The sequence below is a fragment of the Pseudomonas sp. GD03875 genome (assembly GCF_029840585.1).
GTDB classification, from domain to species: Bacteria; Pseudomonadota; Gammaproteobacteria; order Pseudomonadales; family Pseudomonadaceae; genus Aquipseudomonas; species Aquipseudomonas paralcaligenes.
Map to the genome: position 1 here is coordinate 48,135 of NZ_JAOCCV010000031.1, position 15,018 is coordinate 63,152.

Sequence of the window (15,018 nt, forward strand, 5' to 3'; positions counted from 1 at the left end):
GGTCACAGGATCAGGTCGCGCAGGTCGTCCGGCAGTGCGCCGGGTTGTTTGATGGCCGCTAGGTCCGCATCGGCAAGCGCGTTCCAGGCATCTTCGTTCCACAGTTGGAATTTGTTCAGCTGGCCGACCAGCATCGCGTGCTTGTCCAGGCCCGCATGCGCGCGCAGGCGCGGCGGCACGAGGAAGCGGCCACTGCCATCCAGCTCGATATCCACGGCATTACCGATCAGCAGGCGCTGCAGGCGGCGGGTCTCTTCACGCAGGGAAGGCAGGTCGCGGAGCTTGGCTTCGATCAGCTCCCACTCCGGCAGGGGGTAGACGCACAGGCAGGGGTCCACGGCATCGATGGTCACGATGAGCTGGCCTTCGCAACGCGAAACGAGCTCGTCACGATACCGGCTCGGCATCGCGAGTCGCCCTTTGGCGTCGAGACTGATGGCGTTAGCTCCGCGAAACAAGGCTGCGTTTCCCCACTGTTATTAGCTTTCCGTGCCCCTTTGACCCACTTTTTTCCACTTTGTGCCACTTCGGCACACTATAGGAATGCGCATAGCCCAGCGTCAAGGCGCGGAAATGGGGAAAAATCCTTATGGGACGGAGATTTAGCGAACCAAGAGGGGCTTCGAGGAGGGAAAAATGAAGGCTTTTCGGGGACGAATTTCTTCAAGCTCAGAAGGCTAAGCCTCGAACTTAAAGTAATTTCTCAAGAGTAAGATTTTTTCGGTATTGGAAAGCGAAGCGTATAGAAGGGAAAAGAGGAGAGTCGATCTGTAAGCCGGGTTCTGTCGAGGACAGTCATTCCTCTACGACGTACATCGCTGCACGCCTCTAGCAACCTACCCGGTTCCAGCGCGGGCCACGCCGATGGAACCCTATTTGGTCTTGCTCCGAGTGGGGTTTGCCTAGCCACGGACTGTTACCAGCCGCGCGGTGCGCTCTTACCACACCTTTTCACCCTTACCGGCACTTGCGTGCTTAGGCGGTTGTTTTCTGTGGCACTTTCCGTAGGCTCGCGCCTCCCAGGCGTTACCTGGCACTCCGCCCTATGGAGCCCGGACTTTCCTCCCCCTTCTTGCGAAGGCAGCGACTGTCCGATCGACTCTCCGCCGGCAAGGGTAGCGAGGCGCGCGATCAAGAACAAGCTCAGGACGATTTCTGTCGGTCCAGCGCGGCCTGGTACAGCAGATTCTTGCGCACGCCGGTGATCTCGGCCGCCAGCGCCGCCGCGCGCTTGAGCGGCAGTTCGGCCAGCAGCAGGTCGAGCACGCGCAGCGCCTCGACGCTCACCGCCTCGTCGCCCTCGGGCGCCTGCCAGCCGGCGACCAGGATCACGCACTCGCCCCGCTGCTGGTTGCTATCGGCGGCCACCCAGTCGTGCAGCTCACCCAGCGGCAACCCCTTGAGCGTCTCGAAGGTCTTGGTCAGTTCGCGCCCCAGCACCGCCAGCCGGCCCGCACCGAAGATGTCGCGCATATCGGCGAGGGATTCGAGCAGGCGATGCGGCGCCTCATAATAGATAAGGGTGCGACCATCTTCCCTGACCTGCTCCAGACGACTACGGCGCCCGACCGTCTTGGCTGGCAGGAAGCCTTCGAAACCAAAACGATCGGACGGCAACCCCGCCGCCGACAACGCAGCAATCAGTGCGCACGCTCCAGGCACCGGCACCACGCGAATGCCGGCGGCACGCGCAGCCCGCACCAGATGAAAGCCGGGGTCGGAGATCAGCGGCGTACCGGCATCGGAAATCAGTGCCACGTCCTCGCCGGCCTGCAGGCGCGTGAGGAAGCGCCCGCCCTGCTCGCGCTCGTTGTGTTCGTGGCAGGCTGCCAGCGGCGTGGCGATACCGAAGTGCTGCAGCAGGCGCGCGGAGTGACGGGTGTCCTCGGCGGCGATCAATGCCACCTCGCCCAGGGTGCGCAGCGCCCGGGCACTGATGTCGTCCAGGTTGCCGATCGGCGTGGCGACCACGTACAGCGTGCCGGCGGAGGGAACAGCGGAAGCGCTCACGGTCGCACCTCGGTTGCGGAAAACGCGCATTGTAGCCCGTTTCAGGGCAGCGGCATCGCGCCTGCCGCGGGCCTTGGGTACAATCCCGGCTTCCTTCGTGACCCGTATCAGGAACGCCCCAGATGATCGCCTGCCTGCGCCCGCTCTCCGCACTCTGCCTCGCCGGCCTGCTCGTCGCTTGCGGCAGCACGCCTTCGAACAGCCTCGGCGAACTGCCCCGCACGCCCCAGGCCAGCATCGACCAACTGCTGCAGCAGGCCAGCCAGAGCAAGCCGGAGCAGGCTGCCGTGCTGCGCCTTTCGGCCGCCGAGCAGGCGTACCGCCAACAGGACTTCGGCCGCGCCACACGCATCATCGGCGAAATCCCCCGGGATAGCCTGAAGCCCGCCCAGCAGGTGTTCGCCGCCACCCTGGAGGCGGAACTGGCCATGGCCCGCAACAAGCCGAAGAGCGCCCTCAAGGCCCTGCAGCACCCCAGCCTGGAGCGCCTGGGCGAGCTGCCGGTAGAGCAGCAGATCCGCACCCAGCTGGTCCGCGCCCGCGCGCTGGAAGCCGACGGCCAGGCCCTGGCCGCTGCCCGCGAGCGGGTATTCATCGCCCCGCTGCTCAGCGGCAACGCCGCCACCGCCAACCACGAGGCCATCTGGAGCCTGGTCTCCAGCCTGCCGAAGAGCCAGCTGGTCGGCTCCGGCGACAGCGACCTGGATGGCTGGATGAGCCTGGCCCTGGCCAGCAAGAGTGCCGGCACGCCCGACCAGCAGCTGGCCGCCATCGAACAGTGGAAGAGCCAGCATCCCCAGCATCCCGCCGCCGAGCAGCTGCCTCAGCCGTTGAGCAAGCTGAAGGAACTGGCCGGCCAGCCGCTGCAGAAGATCGCCCTGCTGCTGCCCCACGAAGGCCAGCTGGCATCGGTGGCCCGCGCCTTGCGCGACGGTTTCCTCGCCGCCCACTACCAGGCGCAGCAGGCGGGAGAGAATCCGCCGGAAATCCTGCTGTACGACAGCTCGCGCCTGTCCTCGCTGGACGATTTCTACCGCCAGGCCCAGGCCGATGGCGCGCAACTGGTGGTCGGCCCGCTGGAGAAGCCGCTGGTCAAACAGCTCAGCGAGCGCCCGCAACTGCCGCTGACCACCCTCGCCCTGAACTACAGCGACGCCGGCCGCGAAGCGCCCGCCCAGCTGTTCCAGTTCGGCCTGGCCGCCGAGGACGAGGCCCGCGAGGTGGCCCGTCGCGCCTGGGCCGACGGCATGCGCAGCGCCGTGGCGCTGGTGCCGAGCGGCGAATGGGGCAACCGCGTGCTGGCCGCCTTCCAGCAGAGCTGGCAGGCGGCCGGTGGCAACCTGATCGCCGCCGAGCATGTCGACCAGCCGGTGGAGCTGGCCCGGCAGATCGCCGACCTGCTGCAACTGCGCCAGAGCGAAGCCCGCGCCAAGCGCCTGCAGAGCACCCTGGGCACCCAGCTGGCCGCCCTGCCGGCGCGCCGCCAGGACATCGACTTCATCTTCCTCGCCGCCACCCCGCAGCAGGCCCAGCAGATCAAGCCGACCCTGGCCTTCCAGTACGCCGGCGACCTGCCGGTGTACGCGACTTCGCACCTCTACACCGGCGGCCAGAACCCGGCGCAGTATCGCGACCTGGAAGGCATCCGCTTCTGCGAGACCCCCTGGCTGCTGGAAGCCAACGACCCGCTGCGCCAGCAGGTCGACCAGCAGTGGCCGCAGGCCGCGGGCAGCCTCGGCCGGCTCTACGCCATGGGCGTGGACGCCTTCCGCCTGGCCCCGCGCCTGGGCCAGCTGCAGGCACTGCCGGACAGCCAGGTCGAAGGCCTGTCCGGCAACCTGACCCTCAACCAGTCCCAGCGCATCGAGCGCCAGCTGCCCTGGGCCGAGTTCCGCAACGGCCAGGTCCAGCGCCTGCCGGATACCTTCAATTAAGAGCAGCCGCGACAGTGGCCGCGCCGCCGAACACCTGGCGCGCGACCACCTGCAGCAGCACGGCCTGCGCCTGCTGGCGCAGAACTGGACCTGCCGCGGCGGCGAGCTCGATCTGGTCATGCTGGACGGCGATACAGTAGTATTCGTCGAAGTCCGCTATCGCAAGCACGCCGCCTGGGGCGGCGCGCTGGAAAGCGTCGACGGGCGCAAGCGCCAGCGCCTGGTTCTCGCCGCCGAGCTGTTCTTGCAGCGCGAGAGCCGCTGGGGCAGGCAGCCCTGCCGCTTCGACGTGGTCGCGATAGGTCCCGGCGACGCCGGATTGAGCTGGCTGCGCAACGCTTTCGAAACGTGAATAGGCCCGATCAAGTATTTCCAGTCGACCTCCAGCGCCCCGTCATGTACAACCCCGCTCACCGCGCTTCGGCGACTTTCGACATTTCCGGCTGTCTCAGCCAGCACACCTAAGGTTTCGTCCCATGGATATGCAGTCCCGCATTCGCCAGATGTTCCAGGCCAGCATCGATACCAAGCAGCAAGCCATGGAAGTGCTGGTTCCCTTCATCGAGCACGCCAGCCAGGTGATGGTCCATTCGCTGCTGAACGAGGGCAAGATCCTCACCTGCGGCAACGGCGGCTCGGCCGGCGACGCCCAGCACTTCTCCTCCGAGCTGCTCAACCGCTTCGAGCGCGAGCGCCCCAGCCTGCCGGCCGTCGCCCTGACCACCGACAGCTCGACCATCACCTCGATCGCCAACGACTACAGCTACAACGAGGTGTTCTCCAAGCAGATCCGCGCCCTCGGCCAGCCCGGCGACGTGCTGCTGGCGATCTCCACCAGCGGCAACTCGGCCAACGTGATCCAGGCCATCCAGGCCGCCCACGACCGCGAGATGGTGGTGGTCGCCCTGACCGGCCGCGACGGCGGCGGCATGGCCTCGCTGCTGCTGCCGGAAGACGTGGAGATCCGCGTGCCATCCAAGGTCACCGCGCGCATCCAGGAAGTGCACCTGCTCGCCATCCACTGCCTGTGCGACCTGATTGATCGTCAACTGTTCGGGAGTGAAGAATGACCCGCAATCCACTGATCCTCGCCACCCTCGCCCTGAGCCTGGTTCTGGGCGGCTGCAGCAACCGCAGCATCGGCAACAAGATCGATGACCAGTTCCTCGAGCCGAATGTGTCCAGCGCCGTGTCCCGCGCGCACGCGGACCTGACCGGCCCCACCTCGCACATCGTGGTCACCGCCTACAACGGCGTGATCCTGCTGGCCGGGCAGACTCCGCGCGCCGACCTGAAGGAGCAGGCCGGCCAGGTGGCCAACGGCGTGCAGGGCGTGAAGAAGCTGCACAACGAAATCCAGGTGATGAAACCCACCAGCGCCCTGGCGCGCAGCAACGACGCGCTGATCACCAGCAAGATCAAGACCCTGATGCTGGCCGACAGCAATGTGCCCAGCGCCAAGATCAAGGTGGTGACGGAGAACGGCATCGTCTACCTGCTGGGCCTGGTCAGCCGCGCCGAGGGCGCCGCGGCCACCAGCTTGGTGTCGAGCGTGTCCGGCGTACAGAAGATCGTGACCCTTTACCAGTACACCAACTGAAGCGTCGCGAGCCGCAAGAAAAAAACGGGCGCCCAAGGGCGCCCGTTTTTGTTGTTGCCGTTACTTGCGGTTTGTCACTCATGGCCGGGACGATCAGGTGAAGCCCCCTGGGGAACCCCGTCATTCCCGCGCAGACGGGAATCCATCAGCAGGTCAGAACATCGCGTTTCTGGGCCCCCGCCTTCGCGGGGACGACAGGGGCGTAAAACCCTGCTTCGCCCGACTGCCCCGAGCCTATGACTGCAGCTACTTGACCACCTTCAGGCTCGGCCGCCCGCTCGGTCGCGGCGGCTCGTCGCCACCACCATCGGGGCCATCGTCTTCCGGACCGGCATCGGCCTCTTCGTCGTCCACCGGCGGCTCCAGTTCGAAGACCATGCCCTGGCCGTTCTCCCGGGCGTAGATCGCCAGCATGGCGCCGGTCGGGATGTACAGGACGTGGGCGACCCCGCCGAAGCGCCCTTCGAAGCTCACGGCCTCGTTGTCCATGTGCAGGTTGCGCACGGCACCGGGCGAGACGTTGAGGACGATCTGCCCGTCGTTGGCGTAGCCGGGCGGCACGCGCACACCGGCGAACTCGGCATTGACCAGCAGGTGCGGCGTGCAGTCGTTGTCGACGATCCACTCGTACAGGGCGCGTACCAGGTAGGGACGGCTGGAATTCATCTTGGCCTCCTTCGGCTCAGCGCATGTCGCGCTCGACGGTGGACAGACTGGCCTGGAAGGCCTCGCGGGCGAACGCCCTATCCATATAGTCCAGCAACGGCTTGGCCGGGCGTGGCAGCTCGATACCCAGCTTCGGCAGGCGCCAGAGGATCGGCAACAGGCAGCAATCCACCAGGCTCATATCGTCGCTGAGGAAAAAGGACTTGTCGGCGAACAGCGGCGATACGCCGGTCAGGCTCTCGCGCAGCTCCTTGCGCGCCACGGCCTTGTCCGCCTCCTTGGTGCGCGGATCAAGGATCAGGTCGACCAGCTTGCACCAGTCGCGCTGGATGCGGTGCATCAGCAGGCGGCTCTTGGCGCGGTCGACCGGATACACCGGCAGCAGCGGCGGATGGGGGTAGCGCTCGTCGAGATACTCCATCACCACGGTCGACTCGTACAGGGCCAAGTCACGGTCGACCAGGGTCGGCACGCCGCCGTAGGGATTGGCCTCGGCCAGCCTGGGCGGGCAGCGCCCGGCCTGGACGTCGATGATCTCGGCATTGACGCCCTTCTCGGCCAGCACGAGACGCACACGATGGGAATAGTGGTCGGCAGGGTCGGAATAACAGGCCAGCTTATTGGTCGCGGCCATAGCGCCCTCCTCGTTTTTCGAAATGGCAGAAGCAGAAAAACGCACGCGCCCTTGAGGGGCGCGTGCGTTGACAGCGGTGACGCAGTGTATCAGTGCACGTCCTTCCAGTATTCGCGCTTCAGCAGATAGGCGAACACGAAGAAGAAGGCCAGGTACAGCAGCACGTAGGTACCGATGCGCTGGCTCTCCAGCTTGACCGGGTTGGCGGAGTAGGCCAGGAAGGTCACCAGGTTGTGCACCTTCTCGTCGAACTCGGCCTCGGTCAGCTTGCCAGTGTTCGGCACGATGGTCAGCTGGTCGCAGGCTTCATGGGTGATCGGCGCGCCGGTCAGCGGGTCGTACTGCTTCTTGCCGTTCTCGACCACCTGCACCTGCTTGCAACCGACTACCTGGCGGCCCTGCAGGCCGACCAGCACGTTGGGCATGCCGACGTTCGGGAACACCTTGTTGTTGGCGCCCAGCGGACGGGTCGGGTCCTCGTAGAAGGTGCGCAGGTAGGTGTACAGCCAGTCGGTGCCACGTACGCGGGCGACCAGGGTCAGGTCGGGCGGTGCGGCGCCGAACCAGGCCTTGGCGTCTTCCGGCTTCATGCCGATCTTCATGTGGTCGCCGATCTTGGCGCCGGTGAACACCAGGTTCTCCAGCATCAGCTCGTGCGGGATGCCGATGTCATCGGCAACGCGCTCGTAACGCTGGAACTTGGCGCTGTGGCAGCCCATGCAGTAGTTGGCGAAGGTACGCGCGCCGTCCTGCAGGGCGGCCTTGTCGGTCAGGTCGATGTCGACCTTGTCCAGCTCGACGCCGTGGCCGCCGGCAGCAAAGGAGAAGGCCGGCAGAACAGCGAAAACAAATGCAGCAAATAGCTTTTTCATCAGCCAGTCACCCTTTCCGGAACCGGTTTAGTCTTCTCCATCCGGGTGTAGAACGGCATCAGGATGAAGTAGGCGAAATACAGCGCGGTGCAGATCTGCGACAGCAGGGTACGGCCCGGAGTCGGTGCCAGTACGCCCAGCACGCCGAGGATCACGAAGGACACGCAGAACACCAGCAGCCAGATCTTGCTCAGCCAGCCCTTGTAGCGCATGGACTTGACCGGGCTACGGTCGAGCCACGGCAGCACGAACAGCACGGCGATGGCGGCGCCCATGGCGATCACGCCCAGCAGCTTGTCCGGAACGGCGCGCAGGATGGCGTAGAACGGGGTGAAGTACCACACCGGAGCAATGTGCTCGGGGGTCTTGAACGGGTTCGCCTGCTCGAAGTTCGGCTTCTCGAGGAAGTAGCCGCCCATCTCCGGGAAGAAGAACACCACGGCGCAGAACACGAACAGGAAAACCACGACACCGACGATGTCCTTCACGGTGTAGTACGGGTGGAAGGCGATGCCGTCCAGCGGTACGCCGTTCTCGTCCTTCTTCTTCTTGATGTCGACGCCGTCCGGGTTGTTCGAGCCGACTTCGTGCAGCGCCAGGATGTGCAGCACTACCAGGCCGAGCAGGACGATCGGCAGGGCGATCACGTGCAGGGCGAAGAAGCGGTTCAGGGTGATGCCGGAGATCAGGTAGTCACCACGGATCCACTGGGTCAGGTCGTCGCCGATCACCGGGATGGCGCCGAACAGCGAGATGATCACCTGGGCGCCCCAGTAGGACATCTGGCCCCACGGCAGCAGGTAACCCATGAAGGCTTCGGCCATCAGGCACAGGTAGATCAGCATGCCGAAGATCCACACCAGCTCGCGCGGCTTCTGGTAGGAGCCGTAGAGCAGGCCGCGGAACATGTGCAGGTAGACCACCACGAAGAACGCGGAGGCACCGGTGGAGTGCAGGTAGCGGATGATCCAGCCGAACTCCACGTCGCGCATGATGTACTCGACGGAAGCGAAGGCTTCCTCGGCGGACGGGGTGAAGCTCATGGTCAGCCAGATGCCGGTGAGGATCTGGTTGACCAGCACCAGCAGTGCCAGGGAACCAAAGAAGTAGAAGAAGTTGAAGTTCTTCGGAGCGTAGTACTTGCTCAGATGGTCTTCCCACATCTTGGTCGCGGGGAAGCGCGCATCGATCCAGGCCATGAATTTTTCCATCATGCTTTCTCCTGGTCCACGCCGATGATGATGACGTCATCGGATTCGTAGGAATGCGGCGGAACCGGCAGGTTCAGCGGCGCGGGCTGGGCCTTGTAGACACGACCGGCGAGGTCGTAGCGGGAACCGTGGCAGGGGCAGAAGTAGCCGCCGACCCACTCCGGGCCGAGGTCAGCGGGCGCCACTTCCGGGCGGAAGGACGGCGAGCAGCCCAGGTGGGTGCACAGGCCGACCAGCACTAGGATTTCCGGCTTGATCGCGCGGGTCTTCTTGTCCACGTACTCCGGCTGCACGGAAGCAGCGGACTCGGGATCGGCGACGCTGCCTTCGATCTTGCCCAGGTTGGCCAGGATTTCCTCGGTGCGGCGCATGATGAATACCGGCTGACCACGCCATTCGGCGATCATCTGCTGGCCGGATTCGACCTTGGCGATATTCACTTTCACCGGTGCACCGGCCGCTTTGGCCTTCGCACTGGGGAACCATGACCCCACGAACGGAGTCGCAGCACCCACCGCTCCGGCAGCACCGACCACCGAAGTGGCCGCCACCAGGAAGCGACGCCGGCCTGCATTCACGCCGTCATTGCTCATTCAGTCGTCTCCCATCAGCTTTGTGGCCTGTTGTCAGGCCTCTACTAAGTAATAAATCGGGCCGCACAAAAATTTGCCGAATGGTAAAGAAAAGCCCCTTTTCTGACAAGGTAATTACCGGATACAAAATGGTCGCAGGCCTTGCAAATCGGGCTTTCCACCAATGCGACAGGTTGTCGCACAGAAAATCCGGCGCAATAAAAAACGCCCAGTTCCGCAAAGGAACTGGGCGTTTTTGAACGTAGCAGCGAATTAACGCTTGGAGTACTGCGGACGCTTACGCGCTTTGCGCAGACCCACTTTCTTACGCTCGACTTCACGGGCGTCGCGAGTGACGTAGCCGGCTTTGCGCAGCGGGCTGCGCAGGCTCTCGTCGTACTCGATCAGGGCGCGGGTGATGCCGTGACGGATGGCACCGGCCTGGCCGCTGACACCACCACCGAGAACGGTGACGTAGATGTCGAACTTCTCGGTGGTCTCGGTCAGCTCCAGCGGCTGACGCACGACCATGCGAGCGGTCTCGCGGCCGAAGAAGTTATCCAGGCTGCGGTTGTTGATGGAGATGTTGCCAGTACCCGGGCGCAGGAAAACGCGCGCGGTTGCGGTCTTGCGACGGCCAGTGCCGTAGTTTTGAGTCGCCGACATAATGAACTATTCCGTTAAATCTTCAGTTCTTGGGGCTGCTGAGCGGTGTGCGGGTGGTTGGCACCCTTGTACACCTTCAGCTTGCGATACATGTCGCGACCCAGCGGGTTCTTCGGCAGCATGCCCTTGACCGCGGTCTCGATCACACGCTCGGGCGCCTTGGCGATCAGCTTCTCGAAGCTGATTTCCTTGATGCCACCCGGGAAGCCGGAGTGCGAGTAGTACATCTTGTCGCTGGTCTTGGCACCGGTGACACGCACCTGCTCGGCGTTGATCACGACGATGTAATCGCCGGTGTCGACGTGCGGGGTGTATTCCGGCTTGTGCTTGCCGCGCAGACGGCTGGCGATTTCGGTGGCCAGACGACCCAGGGTCTGACCTGCAGCGTCGACGACGTACCAGTCGCGCTTAACGGTTTCCGGTTTTGCAGTAAAAGTCTTCATTCGCTATAGCCTCAGGGGCCGCCCTGAAAATAAGACGGCGGATCTTACTGAATAATGCTTGCTTTGACAATGTCAAAGACAGCCGGAAACAGACGCTATCGGGGGCTCGGGTCAGCGCGTCCGCCACGGCGGGGTTCGGTGGGCTAGGCATCCCCACCTTCCTTCTCCGGCAGGCTAGGCATCCCCGCCGAGAAAGCCGCGGAATTATGCCGATTGCAGCGAAAAAGGCAACCTGCTTTATGATCGGCCGCTCAGTCAGCACGAGGAGTCACCATGAAATACCGTCAACTGGGCCGCAGCGAGCTGAAGGTCAGCGCCCTCTGCCTGGGCAGCATGACCTGGGGCGAGCAGAACACCGAGGCGGAGGGTTTCGCCCAGATCGACCGGGCCCGCGAGGCCGGCGTCAACTTCCTCGACACCGCCGAGATGTACCCGGTGCCGCCGCGCCAGGACACCTACGGCGCCACCGAACGCATCGTCGGCAACTACTTCAAGGCCCGCGGCAACCGCGCCGACTGGGTACTGGCGAGCAAGGTGGCCGGGCCGGGCAACGGCATCGACTACATCCGTGGCGGCCAGCTGAAGCACGACCGCCGGCACATCGCCGCCGCGCTGGACGAGAGCCTGAAACGCCTGCAGACCGACTGGATCGACCTCTACCAGCTGCACTGGCCGGAGCGCAGCACCAATTTCTTCGGCCAGCTCGGCTACCGCCACCAGGAGCAGGACTTCACCCCGCTGCAGGAGACCCTGGAGGTCCTCGGCGAGCAGGTGAAGGCCGGCAAGATCCGCCACATCGGCCTGTCCAACGAAACGCCCTGGGGCGCCATGAAGTTCCTGCAACTGGCCGACAGCCTGGGCCTGCCGCGCATGGTCTCGATCCAGAATCCCTACAACCTGCTCAACCGCAGCTTCGAGGTGGGCCTGGCCGAAGTGGCGATCCGCGAGCAATGCGGCCTGCTGGCCTACTCGCCCCTGGCCTTCGGCATGCTCTCCGGCAAGTACGCCAACGGCGCGCGTCCGGCCGACGCGCGCATCACCCTGTTCAGCCGCTTCTCGCGCTACACCAACCCGCAGTCGCAGGCGGCGTGCGACCGCTACGTCGAGCTGGCCCGCCAGCACGACCTGGACCCGGCACAGATGGCCCTGGCCTTCGTCACCCGCCAGCCCTTCGTCACCAGCAACATCATCGGCGCCACCAGCCTGGAGCAGCTGGAGAGCAACCTGGCGAGCGCCGAGCTGGAGTTGACGACGGAAGTGCTGGAAGGCATCGAGGCGCTCCACCGCGAGCAGCCCAACCCCGCCCCCTGAACGATCAGGCGAACAGGTCCGGCGTGCCGCCCACGGCCGCTGGCATCTCGCCACGCCGGGACGCCAGCCGATCCGCCAGGCGGGTCGGCTCCGGCAGCCGGTAGCCCTGGCAGCAACGCAACACCAGCTCCACGGCACTGGCCAGGCTCACCCGATGGCCCGGCGAGACGACCAGCGGCTTGACCCTGTCCTTGCTGCGCAGCATCCAGCCGACCTGCTCGCCCGCATGCCACAGCGGAACCCGGGCGCCCTTCTCCGCAGGCAGCTCCTCATGGGTGCCGACGAGAATCTTCTTGGCCACGCCGATGGTCGGCAACCCGGTGACCACGCCCAGGTGCGAGGCGATGCCCAGCCTGCGCGGATGGGCGATGCCCAGGCCGTCGCAGTAGATCAGGTCGGGCACCTTGGGCAGATCGCGCAGGGCCTGGAGCAGCGCCGGCAGTTCGCGGAAGGACAGCAGGCCGGGCACGTAGGGCATGCTGGTGGGTATGCGCGCCACGCTGTGAGCGATCAGCTGCAGCGTATCGGCATCGAGCAGCACGGCGGCGGCCAGGGTAATGGCGCCCTGCTCTTCGAAGCCGACATCGACACCGGCGATCAGGCGCAGCGGCGCGAAGTCGTCCTCCAGCACCACGCGCTCGGCCAGCGTGCGCTGCAGCACGCGCGCCTGTTGCGCGGTTCCGTCCCAGTCGGCGAATGGTGAGGTGTGCATCGGTCGCTCCCAGGGTGAATCAGAACGGTAGACCGATGCGCGAGGAGGCTGGTTCGCCCGCGAAGGCCGCAGGCGAACCGGAGCGCGAGGTTACAGCGAGCGGGAGATGATTTCCTTCATGATCTCGTTGGTGCCCGCGTAGATGCGCTGCACCCGCGAATCCGCCCAGGCGCGGGCGATCGGGTATTCCCACATGTAGCCGTAGCCGCCGTGCAGCTGCACGCACTCGTCGATCACCTTGCACTGCAGGTCGGTGCCCCAGTACTTGAGCATCGCCGCAGTGGGCACATCCAGCTTCTTGTCCAGGTGCAGCTCCAGGCAGCGGTCGACGAAGACCCGGCCGACCTGCACCTCGGTGGTCATCTCGGCGAGCTTGAAACGGGTGTTCTGGAAGTCCGACACCGGCCGACCGAAGGCCTTGCGCTCGCGGGTGTAGTCCAGGGTCCACTTGATCGCCGCCTCGGCCGAGGCGATGGCGCCGACGCCGACGGTCAGGCGCTCCTGGGGCAGCTCCTGCATCAGATAGATGAAGCCCATGCCCTCCTTGCCCAGCAGGTTGCCCTTGGGTACACGCACGTCCTGGAAGAACAGCTCGGAAGTGTCCTGGGCCTTCATGCCGACCTTTTCCAGGCGCTTGCCCTTGGAGAAGCCCGGCGTATTCGCATCCACCAGGAACAGGCTGATGCCCTTGGCGCCGCCCTTGGGATCGGTCTTGGCGACCACGATCACCATGTCGGCCAGCCAGCCATTGGTGATGAAGGTCTTGGAGCCGTTGATCACGTAGTGATCGCCATCCAGCACCGCCGTCGTCTTCACGCCCTGCAGGTCGGAGCCGGTGCCCGGCTCGGTCATGGCGATGGCGGTGACCACTTCGCCGCTGACCATCTTCGGCAGGTAGTGCTGCTTCTGCTCTTCGCTGCCGTAATGAAGGATATAGGGCGCGGCGATGTCCGAATGCAGCGAGAAACCGACGCCGGTCAGGCCCAGGCGCGACTGCTCCTCGATCACCACGGCGCTGTAGAGGAAGTCGGCGCCCATGCCGCCGTACTCCTCGGGGATGTGCGAACAGAGCATGCCGGCCTCGCCGGCCTTGTTCCACAGGGCGCGATCGATGTGGCCGTCCTTCTCCCACTGGGCATGGAAAGGCACCGCCTCCTGCTCGAAGAACTTGCGCACGGACTCGCGGAACAGCTCGTGCTCGGAGCTGAACAGGGTTCTTGGAATCATTGTTACACCTGCTTCTGAGTAATCATGGGTGGCCCGCATGGGGAGCCCACACTCTAGGCCAGCCCCGTCGCCGGGGGCACTGGACACATGCGACAAAAAATAAGACGATCCAGCCACCTGATGACCGTTTAATCACCAACAAGAACAACAAACATGTCGCCTACACGCATCGCCATCCTCGCCACCGAGGGCGTCTTCGCCGCTACCCTGATGCAGGCCCGGGACTTCTTCCACATGGCCGGGCTGCGCCACGGCAAGCAGCAGGGCCTGGGCTCCAATTCGGCCTTCCAGATCCGCGTGGTCAGCCCGGATGGCCAGGCGGTGACCAGCTTCAGCGAGGCGGTGATTCCTGTGGACGGCAGCCTCGACGAGGCCGAGGCGATCATCCTGCCGGCCTTCTGGGGCGACTTCGACGCCCTCTGCCAGCGCTACCCGCAGGTGCTGCCCTGGCTGCGCGAACGGCACGCGGCCGGCAGCTCCATCTGCGGCGAGGCCACCGGGGTGTTCTGGATGGCCCAGGCCGGCCTGCTCGACGGCAAGGAGGCGACCACCTACTGGCGCTTCTTCCGCGAGTTCGCCGAGCGCTTCCCCCAGGTGCTGCTCAACCAGGACAAGCACCTGTCGGACGCCGACAACCTGTACTGCGCCGGCGGCGTCACCTCGGCCTGTGACCTCTACATCTACCTGATCGAACGCTACTGCGGCGCCGGTATCGCCCAGGGCGTGGCCCGCGACATCCTCTACGAGACCCAGCGCAGCTACAGCCCGGGCCGGATCGGCTTCGGCGGGCAGAAGCTGCATCAGGACGTGGCCATCCTGCAGGTGCAGCAGTGGCTGGAAGAGCACTTCGCGGAGAAATTCCGCATCGAGGACGTGGCGCGCCAGCACGGCATGAGCATCCGCAACTTCATGCGCCGCTTCCAGAGCGCGACCGGCGACAAGCCGCTGCACTACCTGCAGCGCCTGCGCATCGAGACGGCCAAGGGTCTGCTCAGCGCCACCCGCAAGAGCATCAAGACCATCAGCTACGAAGTGGGCTACGACGACGCCAGCTTCTTCGCCCGCCTGTTCCGCCAGCACGCCGAGCTGTCGCCGAACCAGTACCGGCGCCAGTTCCAGCACAAGGAAAGCGCCTGAACGCAGAAGGCCTTTGGCCCTAG

General features: G+C 65.0%; 17 protein-coding genes and 1 other RNA gene. 6 read left to right on the forward strand and 12 right to left on the reverse strand.

Features of this window, described 5'->3' with window-relative positions; translation table 11 throughout:
* Window positions 1–2 precede the first annotated feature (2 nt).
* The 3 genes from mraZ to rsmI all read right to left on the reverse strand — a co-directional run bounded on the left by mraZ (window position 3) and on the right by rsmI (window position 2,040).
* Window positions 3–458, reverse strand: a complete 456-nt coding sequence (gene mraZ, locus N5D30_RS21215; protein ID WP_220813925.1) for a division/cell wall cluster transcriptional repressor MraZ — start codon at window positions 456–458, stop codon at window positions 3–5.
* Window positions 459–755: 297 nt separating this feature from the next.
* Window positions 756–1,103: RNase P RNA component class A (rnpB, locus tag N5D30_RS21220), an RNA gene on the reverse strand.
* A gap of 40 nt (window positions 1,104–1,143) precedes the next feature.
* Window positions 1,144–2,040 (reverse strand): 16S rRNA (cytidine(1402)-2'-O)-methyltransferase, encoded by an 897-nt coding sequence (gene rsmI / locus N5D30_RS21225; RefSeq protein ID WP_279910593.1) that lies wholly within the window; start codon window positions 2,038–2,040, stop codon window positions 1,144–1,146.
* Between the two features lie 92 nt (window positions 2,041–2,132).
* On the opposite strand from rsmI, the gene N5D30_RS21230 reads away from it, so the two are divergent.
* From N5D30_RS21230 to N5D30_RS21245, 4 genes are all read left to right on the forward strand, one after another.
* Window positions 2,133–3,944: a penicillin-binding protein activator gene (locus N5D30_RS21230; protein ID WP_279910595.1), complete on the forward strand. Its 1,812-nt coding sequence runs from the start codon at window positions 2,133–2,135 to the stop codon at window positions 3,942–3,944.
* Window positions 3,931–4,296 carry a YraN family protein gene (locus N5D30_RS21235; RefSeq protein ID WP_279910604.1) on the forward strand — a complete coding sequence of 122 codons (366 nt, stop codon included), beginning with the start codon at window positions 3,931–3,933 and terminating at the stop codon, window positions 4,294–4,296. The genes N5D30_RS21230 and N5D30_RS21235 overlap by 14 nt, the downstream gene beginning before the upstream one ends.
* 124 nt (window positions 4,297–4,420) lie before the next feature.
* A complete protein-coding gene (locus N5D30_RS21240) occupies window positions 4,421–5,014 on the forward strand; it encodes a phosphoheptose isomerase (protein WP_220813922.1) in 594 nt (197 codons plus the stop codon).
* Window positions 5,011–5,544, forward strand: coding sequence for a BON domain-containing protein (locus N5D30_RS21245; RefSeq protein WP_279904711.1), 534 nt, complete (start codon window positions 5,011–5,013; stop codon window positions 5,542–5,544). The genes N5D30_RS21240 and N5D30_RS21245 overlap by 4 nt, the downstream gene beginning before the upstream one ends.
* A gap of 246 nt (window positions 5,545–5,790) precedes the next feature.
* On the opposite strand, the gene N5D30_RS21250 is transcribed toward N5D30_RS21245, so the two are convergent.
* The 7 genes from N5D30_RS21250 to rplM all read right to left on the reverse strand — a co-directional run bounded on the left by N5D30_RS21250 (window position 5,791) and on the right by rplM (window position 10,608).
* Window positions 5,791–6,210 (reverse strand): ClpXP protease specificity-enhancing factor, encoded by a 420-nt coding sequence (locus tag N5D30_RS21250; protein ID WP_220813920.1) that lies wholly within the window; start codon window positions 6,208–6,210, stop codon window positions 5,791–5,793.
* 16 nt (window positions 6,211–6,226) lie between these two features.
* Window positions 6,227–6,844 (reverse strand): glutathione S-transferase N-terminal domain-containing protein, encoded by a 618-nt coding sequence (locus N5D30_RS21255; protein ID WP_220813919.1) that lies wholly within the window; start codon window positions 6,842–6,844, stop codon window positions 6,227–6,229.
* Between the two features lie 89 nt (window positions 6,845–6,933).
* A complete protein-coding gene (locus N5D30_RS21260) occupies window positions 6,934–7,716 on the reverse strand; it encodes a cytochrome c1 (protein ID WP_220813918.1) in 783 nt (260 codons plus the stop codon).
* Window positions 7,716–8,927, reverse strand: coding sequence for a cytochrome bc complex cytochrome b subunit (locus N5D30_RS21265; RefSeq protein ID WP_220813972.1), 1,212 nt, complete (start codon window positions 8,925–8,927; stop codon window positions 7,716–7,718). The genes N5D30_RS21260 and N5D30_RS21265 overlap by 1 nt, the downstream gene beginning before the upstream one ends.
* Complete coding sequence (gene petA / locus N5D30_RS21270) at window positions 8,927–9,520, reverse strand: ubiquinol-cytochrome c reductase iron-sulfur subunit (RefSeq protein ID WP_220813917.1); 594 nt, start codon at window positions 9,518–9,520, stop codon at window positions 8,927–8,929. Before petA ends, N5D30_RS21265 begins: the two co-directional genes overlap by 1 nt.
* A gap of 252 nt (window positions 9,521–9,772) precedes the next feature.
* A complete protein-coding gene (gene rpsI, locus N5D30_RS21275) occupies window positions 9,773–10,165 on the reverse strand; it encodes a 30S ribosomal protein S9 (protein ID WP_076428183.1) in 393 nt (130 codons plus the stop codon).
* Between the two features lie 14 nt (window positions 10,166–10,179).
* Complete coding sequence (rplM, locus tag N5D30_RS21280; protein WP_021701333.1) at window positions 10,180–10,608, reverse strand: 50S ribosomal protein L13; 429 nt, start codon at window positions 10,606–10,608, stop codon at window positions 10,180–10,182.
* Window positions 10,609–10,881: 273 nt separating this feature from the next.
* Between rplM and N5D30_RS21285 the strand changes: the two genes are divergently transcribed.
* On the forward strand, window positions 10,882–11,919 hold the full coding sequence (locus N5D30_RS21285; RefSeq protein WP_279910598.1) for an NADP(H)-dependent aldo-keto reductase: 1,038 nt from the start codon (window positions 10,882–10,884) through the stop codon (window positions 11,917–11,919).
* 4 nt (window positions 11,920–11,923) lie between these two features.
* Here the strand turns inward: N5D30_RS21285 and nfi are convergent, their stop codons facing one another.
* Both nfi and N5D30_RS21295 read right to left on the reverse strand, forming a co-directional pair.
* Window positions 11,924–12,631 carry a deoxyribonuclease V gene (nfi, locus tag N5D30_RS21290; RefSeq protein WP_279910599.1) on the reverse strand — a complete coding sequence of 236 codons (708 nt, stop codon included), beginning with the start codon at window positions 12,629–12,631 and terminating at the stop codon, window positions 11,924–11,926.
* Window positions 12,632–12,721: 90 nt separating this feature from the next.
* Window positions 12,722–13,858: an acyl-CoA dehydrogenase family protein gene (locus N5D30_RS21295; RefSeq protein ID WP_279910601.1), complete on the reverse strand. Its 1,137-nt coding sequence runs from the start codon at window positions 13,856–13,858 to the stop codon at window positions 12,722–12,724.
* Between the two features lie 234 nt (window positions 13,859–14,092).
* Here N5D30_RS21295 and N5D30_RS21300 point away from each other — a divergent pair, with 234 nt between their 5' ends.
* Complete coding sequence (locus N5D30_RS21300; RefSeq protein ID WP_279910606.1) at window positions 14,093–14,995, forward strand: GlxA family transcriptional regulator; 903 nt, start codon at window positions 14,093–14,095, stop codon at window positions 14,993–14,995.
* Window positions 14,996–15,018 lie beyond the last annotated feature (23 nt).